The 15,218-nt window shown below is 45.2% G+C and carries 10 protein-coding genes; 7 read left to right on the top strand and 3 right to left on the bottom strand.

Going from position 1 to position 15,218, the window contains the following annotated elements; genetic code table 11:
* Window positions 1–9: 9 nt before the first annotated feature.
* Genes MTO98_RS07405 through MTO98_RS07415 form a run of 3 tightly spaced genes read left to right on the top strand, consistent with a single transcriptional unit; the run spans window position 10 to window position 6,399 of the window.
* Entirely contained in the window at window positions 10–3,573 is a 3,564-nt protein-coding gene (locus tag MTO98_RS07405) for a SusC/RagA family TonB-linked outer membrane protein (protein WP_243485968.1), read from the top strand.
* 2 nt (window positions 3,574–3,575) lie between these two features.
* A complete protein-coding gene (locus tag MTO98_RS07410; protein ID WP_243485969.1) occupies window positions 3,576–4,976 on the top strand; it encodes a RagB/SusD family nutrient uptake outer membrane protein in 1,401 nt (466 codons plus the stop codon).
* A 16-nt stretch (window positions 4,977–4,992) separates the two neighbouring features.
* On the top strand, window positions 4,993–6,399 hold the full coding sequence (locus MTO98_RS07415) for a TlpA disulfide reductase family protein (protein ID WP_243485970.1): 1,407 nt from the start codon (window positions 4,993–4,995) through the stop codon (window positions 6,397–6,399).
* A gap of 43 nt (window positions 6,400–6,442) precedes the next feature.
* On the opposite strand, the gene MTO98_RS07420 is transcribed toward MTO98_RS07415, so the two are convergent.
* The 3 genes from MTO98_RS07420 to MTO98_RS07430 form a co-directional block, all read right to left on the bottom strand.
* Window positions 6,443–6,718, bottom strand: coding sequence for a hypothetical protein (locus tag MTO98_RS07420; protein WP_243485971.1), 276 nt, complete (start codon window positions 6,716–6,718; stop codon window positions 6,443–6,445).
* A gap of 77 nt (window positions 6,719–6,795) precedes the next feature.
* On the bottom strand, window positions 6,796–7,242 hold the full coding sequence (locus MTO98_RS07425; protein WP_243485972.1) for a MauE/DoxX family redox-associated membrane protein: 447 nt from the start codon (window positions 7,240–7,242) through the stop codon (window positions 6,796–6,798).
* Window positions 7,243–7,245: 3 nt separating this feature from the next.
* On the bottom strand, window positions 7,246–9,912 hold the full coding sequence (locus MTO98_RS07430; RefSeq protein WP_243485973.1) for a lanthionine synthetase LanC family protein: 2,667 nt from the start codon (window positions 9,910–9,912) through the stop codon (window positions 7,246–7,248).
* A 918-nt stretch (window positions 9,913–10,830) separates the two neighbouring features.
* On the opposite strand from MTO98_RS07430, the gene MTO98_RS07435 reads away from it, so the two are divergent.
* The 4 genes from MTO98_RS07435 (at window position 10,831) to MTO98_RS07450 (ending at window position 15,214) form a co-directional block, all read left to right on the top strand.
* Window positions 10,831–11,853 (top strand): sensor histidine kinase, encoded by a 1,023-nt coding sequence (locus tag MTO98_RS07435; protein WP_243485974.1) that lies wholly within the window; start codon window positions 10,831–10,833, stop codon window positions 11,851–11,853.
* Window positions 11,850–12,611, top strand: a complete 762-nt coding sequence (locus MTO98_RS07440) for a LytTR family DNA-binding domain-containing protein (protein WP_243485975.1) — start codon at window positions 11,850–11,852, stop codon at window positions 12,609–12,611. The genes MTO98_RS07435 and MTO98_RS07440 overlap by 4 nt, the downstream gene beginning before the upstream one ends.
* Window positions 12,612–12,821: 210 nt before the next feature.
* On the top strand, window positions 12,822–14,150 hold the full coding sequence (locus MTO98_RS07445; protein WP_243485976.1) for a TolC family protein: 1,329 nt from the start codon (window positions 12,822–12,824) through the stop codon (window positions 14,148–14,150).
* Window positions 14,151–14,155: 5 nt separating this feature from the next.
* Window positions 14,156–15,214 (top strand): efflux RND transporter periplasmic adaptor subunit, encoded by a 1,059-nt coding sequence (locus MTO98_RS07450; protein WP_243485977.1) that lies wholly within the window; start codon window positions 14,156–14,158, stop codon window positions 15,212–15,214.
* The last annotated feature ends 4 nt before the right edge of the window (window positions 15,215–15,218 follow it).

Here is a 15,218-nt window from a genome sequence, read left to right on the forward strand (position 1 = left end):
CAACAACGAATGTACAGTTTTTATAAAGAAAAACTGGTACGGTCAAACCGCCGTACCTCCCTGGTCCTGAAAGCCTTCCGGCTTGCGGCCATTTTAATGGTGATCCTGAACATGCAGGTCAGTGCAAGGCCGCTGTTGCAGAGAGTCACTCTGTCAGAAAAGAACAGTACGCTGCTTTCTGTAATCGAAAAGATAAGCAAACAGACCGGCTATGACTTCGTGCTGCCGGAAGGTGTGATCAGCTATGCCAGGCCGGTTACCATCACTGTTCAGCAGGAAGAACTGAGCCTGGTCCTCAAAAAAATATTTGATGAACAGCCGCTTGCTTATGAACTGCAGGAAAAAATGGTTATCGTCAGCAGGAAGAACCCTGCTCCCCCTGTGAAGCCTGTCACAGCACCGAAGGCGCCGGTCAATGTTACCGGGGAGGTTGCTGATACCTCCGGCAAACCGCTCAACTCGGCAACGATCCGCATCGCTGGTCGGGAGGATTATTATTACACCGATGAAGCCGGAAGGTTCTCGGTTACCGCAGAGGCCGGGGACCAGGTGACCATCTCCTTCATCGGGTTCAATCCCTATTCCTTCACCGTTGTCACCGGAATTCCATATCAAAAAATCATACTCCACCCCGCGACAGCAGCGATTACAGAGGTCAGTGTAGTATCGACAGGCTACCAGAATATTCCAAAAGAGCGGGCGACAGGCTCGTTCGCACAGCTGAATAATGAGCTGCTCAACCGCCGTACCGGCAGCGATATCGTCAGCAGGCTGGAAGGCGTTGTCCCGGGTTTATTGTTTAACCGGAACACGACCGCATCGTCAAGGGGCATCAGTGATATCAGCATCAGGGGGACCAATACCCTTTTTTCCAACAGCCAGCCTTTGATCGTACTGGACGGGTTCCCTTTTGACGGCGATATGAGTAATATCAATCCAAACGATATCGAAAACATCACGATACTGAAAGATGCGGCAGCCGCAAGTATCTGGGGCGTAAAATCCGGGAACGGCGTGATCGTGCTGACCACCAAAAAAGGAAAGCGCAATGAAAAACTCGCGGTCGAGTTTAATGCTAACGTTACAGCCACTGCGAAACCTGACCTCTATTACAGTCCTTCCTTCCTGAACTCATCCGACTACATCGATATCGAGCAGCGCTTATTTAAAACCGGATTTTATGACGGTCAGATCGGCGACCCGCTCCAGGTCACTTCACCTGTCGTTAATATCCTGGCTTCTCAAAGGGACGGAAGTTTATCGGCTTCAGAGGCTGAAGCGCAGATCGATGCCCTGAGGAAACAGGATACCCGCAGTCAGCTGGAAAAATATTTCTACAGGCGCGGTTTTTTACAGCAATACAGCCTGAACTTTCGCGGGGGCAGCGATAAAAGCGATTATTATTTTTCTGCAGGCGAGGATCATAACACCGCAACGCTTACGGGCAATAATAACAACCGGATTACGCTGAACGCGAACTATAATTTCTACCCGGTAAAGAACCTGCAGCTTTCTGCAACAGTCAATTATATCCAGACGAATTCAGCCAGCAACAGTACTGCCTCCAATACTACCGCGGGGGGCCGGTATGTTAATTTTACCTTTCCTTATGAATCTTTTGCCGACGGAAACGACAATCCCTTACCTATTGTTCGCGGTTTAAACTATGAGTTTGCCAAAGATGCGCAGCAGCAAGGCTACCTCGACTGGCTTTACCGTCCGCTGGACGAGCTCAGGAACGCGGATAATACTGGTTCATCCACAGAGAACCGCATTAACGTGGGCGCGCAATACCGCTTGATCCCCGGCCTGGATATTTCTGTCAAATACCAGTTCGAAAAACAGACCAGCAATGCGGATAATTATTATAGTCCGGCAACTTTTTATACGCGCGACCTGATCAACGGGTATGCGCAACCGAACGGGGATGGTACGTTTACGTATCCCGTACCCAAAGGAGGCATTCTCCAGCAATCGGATGGCATTTTGACTTCTCATCGCGTGCGGGGGCAGATCAGTTTTGATCGTGAGGTAGCCAGCGGGCACCGTGTGAGCGCCATTGTCGGCAGCGAGGTAAGCTCTGCGATCACGGAAAGTAGCAGCGGGACAGTATACGGTTATGACAAAGATACACGGACGAGCTTTGCGCAGATCGATTACGCCAGCTACTTCAACAGGAACCCGGAAAGCGGTGCTTTGCAGATCCCGACGACCCTCGGCTTTGAAAAGTTTACCGATCATTATGTATCCTATTTCGGCAATGCCGCTTATACCTACCTTGATCGTTATACTTTTTCTATCAGCGGGAGGATCGACCGCTCGAACCTGTTTGGCGTAGCGACGAACCACAAATCAGTACCATTATATTCAACCGGCCTTGCATGGGATATCAGCAAGGAGGATTTTTATCACCTTCCCTGGTTACCCTACCTGAAAATACGGGCGACTTATGGGTATAATGCCAACGTCAATAAAAGCGCTTCCGCGATCACGACCCTGGAACAGCAAAGCAACGCTTATTATTCGGGTGTTCCCTATAATATCATCAACAGCCCCGGTAACCCGGAGCTTCGCTGGGAAAAAGTACGGATCGCCAATTTCGGGATCGACTACAGCCTGAAAAATAACGTGCTTTCGGGTAGTTTTGAGTACTATACCAAGCACGGCATCGACCTTTTCGGTAGTTCGCCGCTGTCGCCATCGGCAGGTTTTACCACATTTTTTGGAAATACCGCCAATACGTCCGGGCACGGTTTTGATCTTGTGGTCAACTCGCGAAATATTTACCATGAGGATTTTAAGTGGATAAGTAACCTCCTGATCAGCTATGTGATCGATAAAGTGACGGTTTATGACGATCCCGCATCGACGCTGACCTACCTTGCTTCAGGCAGCGGGAATGGGGGAACGATCACACCTTTTGTCGGTCAGCCGATTTATGGCATCTACAGTTTCAAATCAGGCCCGCTGACCCATGATACCGGTGACCCGCAGGGGTATCTTGACGGGCAGTTGAGTACGGATTACAAAAGCATACTTTCCAGGACCGGTATAGCGGACCTTTATTATAACGGGCCATCGAGGCCGACCACCTTCGGCTCCTTCCGGAACACTTTTACTTATAGAAACTGGACTTTTTCCGCCAATATAATTTTTAAGCTTAACTATTATTTCCGCAGGTCGTCCACTGGCTTATCTTATGACCAGATCACCTACGGTATTGTAAACAAGGATTATGAAAATCGCTGGCAGAACCCGGGAGATGAAGCGCATACTACCGTTCCGTCCATATTAATGCCACCGGCGAATACGGACCGCTCGACCTTTTACCAATATTCGCAGGCCCTCGTTGACAAGGGCGACCATATCCGGCTGCAGGACATCCGCCTTACTTATGCCTTCAAACCGTTCAGCGGCAATAATCCCGTTTTCAAAAGGCTGGAGGTGTTTAGCTACCTGAACAATGTGGGTATTCTTTGGCGCGCCAATAAGGACCACCTTGATCCTGACCTGGCTTCCGGCACCTATCCGCTTCCGCGAACTTTATCCATTGGCATTAACTCCAGATTTTAACCATGAGAAAAAAAATCACCGGCCCCTTGTTCGGGTGCATCGTATGCATCATGGGCCTGACACTCAACAGTTGTAAGAAACAGGACGATTTCTTAAACACCAAACCCAATCAGGCACTCAAAACGCCGGCTACCCTGGCGGACCTCAAAGGTCTGTTACAGAACGAGGATATTTTTAACAGCCAGCCCGACCCCGGGCTCGGTGAGATCGCTTCGGACGATTTCCTGATCCAGGACGCTATATTCCCAACTTTGTCGGCAACTGACCGTAATTCCTTTATCTGGGCAAAAGACGTGTTTGATGCCACAACCACCCAGTCCTCAGACTGGAATTCACCCTATCAGATGGTGTATTACGCAAATGTGGTGCTCGATGCCCTGCCGGGTATCACGACATCGGTGAGTGAAAAAGCATCCTACGATCAGGTCAGGGCCAGCGCTTTATTTTACCGGGCATGGGCTTTTTACGGCCTTTTGCAAACTTTCGCGCCACCTTATGACAAAGCTCAGGCTGGCAGTCAAACGGGCATACCACTGCGGCTGAGCTCCGATCTCAATACCCATCCGGGAAGATCGAGTATCGCGGACTGTTACACAAAAGTGATAGCTGACCTGAAAGAGTCCCTTCCTGCTTTACCCATTACCCCGGTTTATAAGACGGCTCCCTCACAGCCGGCCGTAAACGCCCTGCTCGCCCGGATCTATCTTGGCATGGGCGATTATAATGCCGCGCTGACTTACGCGAACGCCTGCCTGTCGCAGTTTTCTACGCTGACCGATTATAACACGCTGAATAAACCGACGACAACGGCCATTGATAATAACTACCTTACCGAGGATATTTACCATTCCAATATGGTAGGGCACATTGTTTACAGTGTTCGCAGGGACAGCTATATCGGCCCGGACCTGTATAACAGTTATGCTGTAAATGATCTTCGCAAAACCAAATTTTTTACCATACTCGATGGACTACCACAATACCCGCGCTTTGTAGGTTCTTATGATTTTAAAGGCCTGAAATATGATGGGCTTGCTGTGGATGAAATATACCTTATTAAAGCCGAATGCCAGGCGAGGGCCGGGGATGGAGCAGGGGCAATGGCTTCGTTAAATACGCTCCTTACAACGAGGTGGAAAACAGGGACTTTTGTTCCATATACTGCGTCCGGGGCTGATGACGCGCTGAAACAAGTGCTGAAGGAGCGGCAAAAGGAATTATTGCTGCGCGGGCTTCGCTGGACTGACCTGCGCCGTCTGAACCAGGAAAGCCGGTTCGCCGTCACGCTGCAGCGGACGGTCAGTGGCGCAAATTATTCGCTGCCACCAAATGATCCGAAATATGCGTTTCCAATTCCGGATATCGAAATCCAATTGGGCGGCCTGACCCAAAACCCAAGATGAATAGCTAATTAAGAATATGATGAAAAAAATATTTTGTTTAATGTTGTGCGCACTTACCTGCGTTCAACTACATGCAGCAGAACGCCTCGTTAAGATCCGTGGCAAAGCGGAATTTTTGAATAGTGGCGACTCGGTTAGTGTTACTATTTATCCTTATGCCGAAAGGTTAAATGAAATCAAAACTACCTTTACCGTCCTTGCCCGAAATCAGGCATTTAGTCTGGAAATTCCCGACTCAGATAAACCCCGGTTCATAGAGGTTCGGTTTTACAAGGCCTGGCAATTTAATTTAAATTCGCTCCTGGTTTTTCCGGGGGATGACCTGAACTTCCTGATTCTTAAGGGTAAAACTGTATTCAGCGGCTTGTCATCAGCAAGGTTTGAAGTACAGCTCCATATGCAAAACTTGTCGACGGCATACCTGCAGCAATTCCCGGTAGTTTATTCACCGGACGCACTACCTGCTTCTTTCAACCGGATCGATTCCTGTGCGGCCATCTGCCTTGATTACCTGGAAAGCAGGAAAGAGAAGGTCGGCAATGCTGCTTATGCCCTGCTAAAAAATAATATCGAAGCGAAGTCCACTTTGTCTAAATTAGGTTATATGACTTTCGCACGCCTGAATAAATCTTCAGACATTCAGGAGCACTATATATCCGCATTAAAGAATTATGGCAGGCCTTTCAATAATTACCCCTCGCTTGTTCCTATGGATGAACTGGGTGAACCTACCACCAGTTTTTCAGCAGAACTTATCTATCAACGATACCTGGTCGATTCCTGCATACTCGCCCGCAAAAAGTTCAACCTGCATGACTGTTATTTGTATGAATCCCGGAATTTCAAAGGCAAAATAAGGGAACAACTGGTTACTGAGCTTTTTATCATGAATAGGAACAGCCGGCGTATTTCCGTGACAGATATTGATGATTCACTTTTATATATAAACGACCCGGAGTTCCGGGCGGTGCTCGGGAAAATAAGGGCTATGAATACAATTGGCGCAAAAGCGCCGGATTTTGTGTTGATGGACGAAAATAATAAGCCGGTAAAATTAAGCGACTTCCGGGGTAAACTGGTCATCCTGGATTTCTGGTTTACGGGATGCGGTGCCTGTGAGGGGCTGGCACCCAGACTTTACGCGCTTGAGAAAAAATATGAGAACCAGCCCGTCGTGTTTATATCGATTTCGCTTGACCGTTTACGGGAGAAATGGCTGGCAACATTAAAAACTAACAAATATACTTCGCCGCTGGCTGTAAAACTCTATACGGAGGGCAGGGGCGATCAGCACCAGGTCATCAAAGAATATGATGTTCATGGTTGTCCGACCATCATCATGATCGATAAGGAGGGGAGGCTTTGTCCGAGGCCTGAATTGGATGAACGCGCCTTGTCAGGTATAATAGAACGGTATCTTTAAGATAAAAGGCCATCTGCCGGGTGCCGGCAGGTGGCCTTGTTTGTTAAAGTGTAATATACACTTGGTTTGTAGGCGTGTGACCCGCAGGGATCTGGTTGTCGGTCGGTGCCACATTGGTGGAGATCACACAAACACGATCTGTCGCGGTTAAACATTGAGCAGTGCTCGGGTTGGGTACTGTCTTGGTCCAGTGGAAACCGTTGCCCGCAGTTTGCCTGGCATAATAAGTTGTAGCCAGTGGTTTAGGGCTGAAAGCAAATGCACTGCCTACGCCCGAAAGGGCTGCGATGGCCATAAGGCCCATTCTGATCTTTTTCATGGTTTGTTATTTTTAGAAATGTTCGCGGGTTTTACCACAGGACCCGCATTAACCTGATTTCGCGCGCGAGAAATATCTTAGGCCCCGTAAGGTTTTTGTTTTATTGTTAATTTTCTTTTAGTGCGGTAATATCGGATTGAGATAACCGCAAAGACGATAAACAGCAGGTTAAGAATGAAATGCTGTCCCCAGCCTAATGATTTGAGCATTCCGCCGCAAGCGCAGGGCGCTCTTGGGAAAAGGTGCAGCAAAGCCGCACCGACATATAGCGTGAAGGCAGTCATCATGATAAGGAAAGCGTAAATGCCCGTCAGTCTACTTTTATCCGGGATCATCAAGGCTGCTACTGCGATCTCCAATAATGGTAATGCATAAGTCATTGGTATTGTTAGCCATGCCGGTAAATGCTGAAACAACATGGAAATCTCGAAATTCTTAAAATCCAGCAGCTTACTAAGGCCGGTATAAAGGAACAGCAGGACCAGTAAACCGGTGATCAATTCGTAAATCAGTTCTTTTTTCATGGGTTATGGGATAAGGTGTGCAGGGAAATGAATTTGATCAGGGTATTCAAAACGGTGCAAGAAGTGTAATATGCCGGCATTGCCCGTCCAAAAATCAGGAGTAGGATTTAACTGAGTTCCATCAAGCCAGTAACAAACATTGTCGTCCCGGAAACAACTATTGAGCAAAGTGTCGCGAATTATAGATGCGCGAAACTGCCATTCCTCGTTCCCGAATACCCGTTTAGCCTCCAGGTATATTTCTCCTAATCCGCTCAATCCATTGCCGAAAGCGCAATAATTACTCGTAATATGCAAGGGGTGATAGGCTAATACTTCTTCCGCGATTTCCCTGTAAATGGAATGGCCCAATACTTCATAAGCCTTAATAAATGTTAAAGCTACGCCGGAGAATCCATGCTCCAGCCAGGGATCGACGGTTTGATTCTCGGCACTAACCGGCCAGGTCATTTTGCCTTTGTCAGACCGGCGCTGCTTGATGAGCCACTTTAACGATGCTTCTGTTCTCACACGTAAATTGTCAGATTTAAACCTCGCGTAGTAATTCAACAGGAAATAGATAATGCCTGCTACGCCATGGGAGAACCCAATCACTTTAAATGTTTTTTTGCCGGAGGACTCAGAAGTAATTGTCCAGGATCCGTCTATATTTTGTATTTCCGTTAGGTGCCTGACCAAATCGGTTAATTGTTGCAGGTCGGGCCCTGGACATTGCTGATCGGTAAGGTATAACAACTTCAGACCGCGACCGGCGATCCCTCCGGATATGCCGGGTAGCGTTACGGTGTCATTATTTTCAGGGGCTGGAATTACCTTGCCCATAAGATCGAGGAGCAGTTCTGTGCCGGGTTTTATTTGCGAGAGTGCTGTCGCGAGGATTTGCAGTTCAAGGTCCGGTAGCTCAATAGTGATGATTTGAGCCAGCCATGATTGGATATGCGAGATAAACTTAGCGTTGAAAGTGGCTGATGCGCGATGATGGTATATTGCGAGCACCGCCAACTCTGCAAACCCAGGCGTTTTTATCAGGGTAAAACCATTATGGTCAGGCTTGCCGTTTAGATCGGTATTAACGACCAGCGCCTTTTCCGAAATCTTGGTTCTGTTGCCAAAAATAACATTGGAAAGCGATTGGAAGGCATCGTTAACAATGATTACTGAACTTTTATGTGCTAAAGGTGGCGTTGAAACGGGTATTGGATCTGTTGTTGTCAGTAACACGGTATCGCAAAGGTCCAGGACGTCCCTGATTTCGGCTAAAGTTGGCCGATGTGTTGGATCTTCTACCAGGCAGCCAATGATAACGTGTACCAATGCCGGGGAGTCAATGAAATAGTAAAGCGTAGTTTTAAGTTGTGTTAGATCTTTTGCGTTCAGTTTGTTTGGAAGGACGCTTGTCAGTACGGAAATCAGCAATGCGCCAACGCTGAAAATATCGTCTTTTAAACTGGGGGCATGCCCGTTTTCCTGCGCCGGTGACATGAAGCCAGGCGTACCTAAAGTGAACGGCGGGTTCGGGCTTTGTGTCCGGAGATTATAACACAATTCGATATCTATAGCAAAGACCTGTCCCGTCTCGGAGACAATGAAGTTGGCAGGTGTTACATCCCGGTGCGCAAAGCCTTCGTCATGAAATTGACCAAGGATATTGATTACTTGTAATAAGTAACTGAGCATTTCTCTTTTTCTTTCAGCAGGCATAGCGCGCCAGGTGTTGCCCTCGCTTAATTGAACTGCTTTTTCGGTCAGGGAAATGGATTCTTTGTAATCCATGACGAAGAACGCATCGCCATATAATTCGAAATAGGCTATGGCCTTTGGAAGGATATTTTTGGACTCAAATTGTTTGTGGATCCCAAACTGCCAGGACAGGCGGTCTTTTGCGTCCCTCCCGGAATTATCAAAACTCTGGTACTTTCTGCCCTGTTTGACCACACACCATTGCATATCAAAAATCCTGTTTATTTTCAGGGCTTTGAAAACATTACCCTTCGGATCTTTTTTAAAAGTTTCTACGGGTATATATTGCTTGTTCAGTAAACGTGGTTGTTTAAATGATACTAACGGCCTTATGCCCTGGAATGGCCATGCTATATTATTTGTGTCGATTATCTGCTTTAACTCATCGGCGATCGCGGATCCATAAAATGTCGAGCCTATAGTAGTTCTGTCATCGTTTTGCGTAAATAAAGCGCCGTAGCTTATCCCGATAGTGTCAGTCAGGTGATAGGCACAGGGCATCGATGGTCCTATGATTGATTTGGTCATGGTGCATAAATGCCGAACTATTAATATCGTTTGCTCTAACGTTGTTGCATAGATGGTGATGACTTTGCCGGTAAGTGAGAAACCGCTTCGCCCGTCGAGGATAGTGCTGTGATGGTCCGCGTTAGCAGGTATTGCGAACGAAACTGCAATGGGTTTTAAAAATGCAAGCAATGGTCGGATCAGCTGGTCGAATTGCTGGCGCACAACCGTAATATGGATCAGCCAGGTCTCAATTTCGTTGAATGCCCCAGCAATCAAATAGGGATCAGCATAGGCGACGCTAAAATCCTGTTCTCTCAGATAATATGAATAATAGAAATTCGCGTTTGAAGTACGGTGGTTACCTTCAACGTTCGATTGCCGGATTGTGCAATTTTGTTGGCTTATCTGAGTTTGTTTCATTTTCGCTATCGTTAAAGACTGATTTCTTTATAAGCAAAGGAACAGGGTTTAATAATGCAAAAACAGTGGGAAAAGGGTGGGAGTGCTAAGCGCGCATAATGGTGGATATTCTTATAAAATAATTGACTTTTAAAGAGTCGACGAACTTTTCGACAGGCGATATATTAATTATGTCGGAAAAACCCCCAATCACCAACCACCCATAAAATGAGTTCGAAAATTTACAGGTTTAAAAAAAAGAATCTTGAGCTTTTGAAAACTATATGGTTTTAAATTATTACCAGGTTGAATAGGTATATTTCAAATATCCTTATTGATGGCTCAATTTGCGAATCCCGATAGCCAGCGACATTGGCCTTTTATTTTTAGGCTTGCTTTTTACTGTCAACTACTATTAAGTATACTTGATTAATCAATAGTAACTAAGCATGGGGGATAAGATTGAATTACTTATTTGAGGCAGGCATAAATGGTTTACCATTATACTTTTGTTTGGCGGAATTATATAGATGCCCTTAATATCGAGCGGCAAAAGAGTTTTTATCACAAAATCTACCTCAGTATACTCGTGAGGCAATAATAATGTCGGGGTTTCAAGCTGATTTTAACCATCCAAAGCCTGAAAATTGACTAACATAGCCAATGATAATACATAAACCAGGAATGATGTATTATCAGATACTTCGTGTGGTATATTTAGGCGAATAAATTACCTCAACTCCCTTTATATCTTCAGCATTATTTGTCTCGAGATAAGTAAAATATTCCCAAATCATTAACAACTATCTTTCCTGACACAGTAAATATTAGATAAGCCAGTCAAACTGCATTTAAAAAATTGTCCATTTCATCCACATAATTGTCCCGCTCATTTGGCTAATTGCTTATCAAGCGCAATTTTAGGATACATTTGTGTATATGTTCAAAAATTACTATCTCAAATGGTACCTGATTGTTACCGGTGTGCTCAGTAGTGCAACAACGCTTAGTCTGCTGTTACGCCATGATAGTTTTAAGGGCGTAAGATGGTGGGAGTATCCCGAATATGCGTTTCAGCTGGCCGTAATATTGTTTGTATGCTGGTCGGTGCATGGTTTCTTTTTGCTTCACAAGATCAGGGGGTTAAACAGCTACTCAAAACATATTGTCAGTAATGCTACCGCAACAGTATTTACATTTTCAATGAGTTTTATACTTTACCACGTGTTACCCAAAAGCACATTAAGGGACAGCGCTGTGCCTTTCGATACCTTGTCCGACTTTGTAGTCCATTTCCTTGGCGCCTTTTTGGCAAGTCTGGTATCCTACGTTGTGTTTTACAGTGTACATACCAACTTGGCTTTGCAGAACTCGAAACTTGAAAATGAGATTTTAGAGCAGGAGCATTTACGCGCTCAGCTGATATCACTGCAACAGCAAATCAGCCCGCATTTTTTGTTCAACTCGTTAAGTACCCTTAAAACACTAACAAGTGAACAACCTACAAAAAATTATATTGTACAGTTAGCCTCGGTGTATCGTTATGTGTTGAACTTCAACCAGCATTATCTTACGCCTTTAAAAGATGAGCTTACTTTTATCCGGTCGTACCTGTTCATCATGACAACCCGTTTTGAAGAATCACTTCAGGTAAGCATTAATGTGCCGGAAGAGCATCTTGGCTATATGATCCCGCCGCTTTCTGTACAGCTGCTGATAGAAAATGCCATTAAGCACAACATGATCTCGGCCGAGCATCCTTTGCATATCAGCATCAAAACTGATAATACGCCGGCACTTATCGTATCCAACAACCTGCAACTTAAAAAAATAGCAGAAGAAAGCACCAAAACAGGGCTGAATAATATTACTGAGCGTTACAAACTGCTTGTTCATAAGCCAATTCATATTATAAACGACGGAACAAACTTTAAAGTAATTTTGCCGCTTTTAAATACATGAGAGTAGTAATTATTGAAGACGAGAGCAAAACAGCCAAGGAACTACAGCGTATGCTGGAGCACCTGGATAATTCCATACAGATTGAAGCAATCCTTACATCGGTTTCGGCGGGTATCAAATGGTTGCGTTCAAACCCTGCTCCAGAGCTTATTTTTTCGGATATCCAGTTAGGTGATGGTTTGAGTTTTGAAATTTTCCGTGAGATAAAAACAGAAACCCCGGTTATTTTCTGCACGGCTTTTGATCAATACGCCATCAAATCCTTCGAATCAAACAGTATCGATTATCTTTTAAAACCGATAGAAGAAGATGCCCTCACCAAAAGCCTTGAAAAATACTCGCGCTTAAAAGAACATCTGGTTGCCAGCACCGCCTATCCGCGTAACCTGAACAATGTGCTCACCCAGATGGACCCCAATTATAAACAAAGCATATTGGTACACTATCGCGATAAGATCATTCCCGTAAAAGTGATCGATATCCAATTTATATACGCATCTGGCGGCGCGGTTTACATCTATTTCCCCAATGATAAAAATTATCCGGTACAGTACACCATCGAACAACTGGAAACGATGCTGAACCCGCAGCAGTTTTACAGGGCAAACAGGCAATTCATTATCAATAGGGATGCGATCAGTAATATTGAGCATTATTTTAACCGCAAGCTGTACGTTGCAACTACCTGTTCTACTCCTGAAAAAATTGTAATAGGAAAACTTAAGGCGCAACCGTTTTTGAAATGGATTGAGCAATAAAACAGCAGGTTTATTGCAATATTGTTATAAAACTGCACTCTGGCTTTTCATAGTCATATATAAATCTTCAAACGCTGTCCACTTCATTGACAGATTTGTCCATTTCATTCGCGGTTAAGGCTATTGCGTTATTAAGGCCTATAGTTTTGCATCATTAATTATTTAGTAATCAATACCCAGGGGTATTGAAACTACAGTTTGATGCAGATTATGAAAAAAAATACATTATTGGCTTTGATCTGCCTCCTGCCGCTCCGGTTGCTGGCCCAACAACAATGGAGTTTGAAGGATTGCATTGATTACGGTCTGAAAAATAACCGCAGCAACGCGGTTTACGAAAACGAAAAACGCGCGGCCGACGCAAAGGCCAAAGAAGCGCTGGCCGATTACCTCCCCAAGGTAAGTTTAACCGGAACTTTTGATGATAACTTAAAAGTGCAGCAATCCATCATTCCTGCTGGGATTTTCGGGCCGGACCCTGTTAAGGTGGCTTTTACGCAGAAGTACAACACCAACGGTGTCGCACAGCTAGATCAAACCATTTATGATCAGGCTTTACTAACCGGTCTTCAGGCTAATAAATACAATAAGCAACAAGCCGACCTCAACGTAAAGAAAAACGAAGAAACCATCATTTACGATATCAGCAACGCTTATTACCAGATTTATGTTTACCGCGAACAATTGAGGTTGATGAAAGAAAACCTCGAAACCTATCGTAAACAAATGGAAATCTCGCAGCTCCAGGTTAAAAAAGGCGTCACCCTTCAAAAAGACCTCGATAAGGTAACCGTTAATTATAATAACACCATATCGCAAATCCGCGTTGCCGAAAGCAACCTCGCCCTTTCGCAAAATCAGCTGAAATATAATATGGGCTATCCCATCAATACAAACTTGCCGGTTGACAGCACATCGAACGAAAAGATCAGTGCACCGGTCGTGCCCGTTAACGATGGCTTTGCTGTAGGTAACCGTACAGATTATCAACTTTCGCAGGTGAACACGCACTTGTTGGAGATAGATGAAAAACGGATCAAAGCCGGCGCGCTTCCGCGTTTAACCGGGTATGCAAAGTATGGTTCGGTAGGTTTTGGTAATACTTTAGGCCCTGCATTCAGCGATCAGAACGATTACTCGGCCATTGGGTTAAAGTTAACCATACCATTATTTGATTTTTTTAAGCGAAACGCGCAGTACAGCCAGGCTAAATATAAACGGTTAAACGCTGTGGAGAATTTAAAGCTTGATGAAGGCAAATACCAGATGGAGTACGAAAATGCCAATACCAAACTGATAAAAGCGCAGGCTAACCTTGATAACGATAAGCGCAATATCGAACTGGCGCAATCGGTTTTCAGAACTACCGACCTGCAATTTAAAAAAGGTGTAACCGACCTTACAGACTGGCTAAATGCGCAGTACTCTATCAAAGATTCGCAAAATAATTACCTCAACTCTTTATACAGCTTTTACCAGGCCAGGCTTGATCTGGAAAAAGCAGCAGGTACCCTCAAAACTTTTTACAGCACACTTTAAAACATATGAAACGTAAATATATCATCGGCCTCATCATTGTGGTTTTATTGGCACTGATAGTTTTTAAGCTCGCATCCAATAAAAAAACACTCGACAAAAAGAACCAGCCTTCGCCGGATCCGGTAGTGCAGATCCCGGTAAAAGTTGCTGTAGCTAAAGAACAGCTTCAGGCGCTCAACCTCATCAAAACCGGAACGCTGGCACCTTTTAAAGAAGCAAAAGTGCTTTCAACAACTGGCGGCACCGTACAGCAGTTGCGGTTTGAATTGGGCGATCATGTAAATGAAGGCCAGATACTTGCGCTAATGGATACGCGTTTGGCCCAACTCGACCTGCAAAAAGCACAAACTAACGCCGCGAAACTTCACCGCGATTTAGATACCTATACAGAGCTGCTGCAAGGACAAGCCGCAACACAAGAAAAGGTTAACGAGATTGAGCAAAACTATCTTGATGCTGTTAACCAGGTAAACCAGGTTAAAAAACAAATTAGCGATGCGGCTATCAAGGCCCCTACCAGCGGCACCGTTGCTGAAAAACTGGTTGAACAGGGTGTTTATGCAAGCGCGGGTACGCAGATAGCAACCATAGTAAACCTGTCGCAGGCCAAAGTGCAGATCAACCTGACCGAGGCCGAGGTTTACCAGGTAAAACAAGGCCAGTCGGTAAAGATCACAACTGATATAAATCCCGATGATGTGTTTAATGGCAAGATCAGCTTTATCAGTCCCCAAGCCGATGAAACCCATAATTATAAAGTAGAGGTAATGGCCGGTAACAAAGAAGGCAATCCGCTACGATCCGGAACTTTTGTTTACGCTGATTTTTCCCGTAAAACAACTCAAAATATCCTGCTTATCCCCCGCGATGCACTTACCCAGGGCATTAAGGATGCCTCGGTTTATGTGGTGGAAAACAATGTAGTCCATCAAAAACAGGTAAAAACCGGGATCGAACTTAACGGCATGATCCAGATCATGAGCGGGCTTAAAACCGGAGAAGTTGTTGTTACGTCGGGGCAGATCAATTTAAAAGATGGGGCACAAGTGTCTATCTCCAAATAAAAAA

Source organism: Mucilaginibacter sp. SMC90 (assembly GCF_022811725.1).
GTDB lineage: Bacteria > Bacteroidota > Bacteroidia > Sphingobacteriales > Sphingobacteriaceae > Mucilaginibacter.

Coding starts and splice junctions, on each gene's coding strand:
- MTO98_RS07450 (WP_243485977.1), top strand. CDS start 14,156: ATGAAACGTAAATATATCATCGGCCTCATCATTGTGGTTTTATTGGCA.
- MTO98_RS07445 (WP_243485976.1), top strand. CDS start 12,822: ATGAAAAAAAATACATTATTGGCTTTGATCTGCCTCCTGCCGCTCCGG.
- MTO98_RS07440 (WP_243485975.1), top strand. CDS start 11,850: ATGAGAGTAGTAATTATTGAAGACGAGAGCAAAACAGCCAAGGAACTA.
- MTO98_RS07405 (WP_243485968.1), top strand. CDS start 10: ATGTACAGTTTTTATAAAGAAAAACTGGTACGGTCAAACCGCCGTACC.
- MTO98_RS07415 (WP_243485970.1), top strand. CDS start 4,993: ATGATGAAAAAAATATTTTGTTTAATGTTGTGCGCACTTACCTGCGTT.
- MTO98_RS07410 (WP_243485969.1), top strand. CDS start 3,576: ATGAGAAAAAAAATCACCGGCCCCTTGTTCGGGTGCATCGTATGCATC.
- MTO98_RS07420 (WP_243485971.1), bottom strand. CDS start 6,718: ATGAAAAAGATCAGAATGGGCCTTATGGCCATCGCAGCCCTTTCGGGC.
- MTO98_RS07425 (WP_243485972.1), bottom strand. CDS start 7,242: ATGAAAAAAGAACTGATTTACGAATTGATCACCGGTTTACTGGTCCTG.
- MTO98_RS07435 (WP_243485974.1), top strand. CDS start 10,831: ATGTTCAAAAATTACTATCTCAAATGGTACCTGATTGTTACCGGTGTG.
- MTO98_RS07430 (WP_243485973.1), bottom strand. CDS start 9,912: ATGAAACAAACTCAGATAAGCCAACAAAATTGCACAATCCGGCAATCG.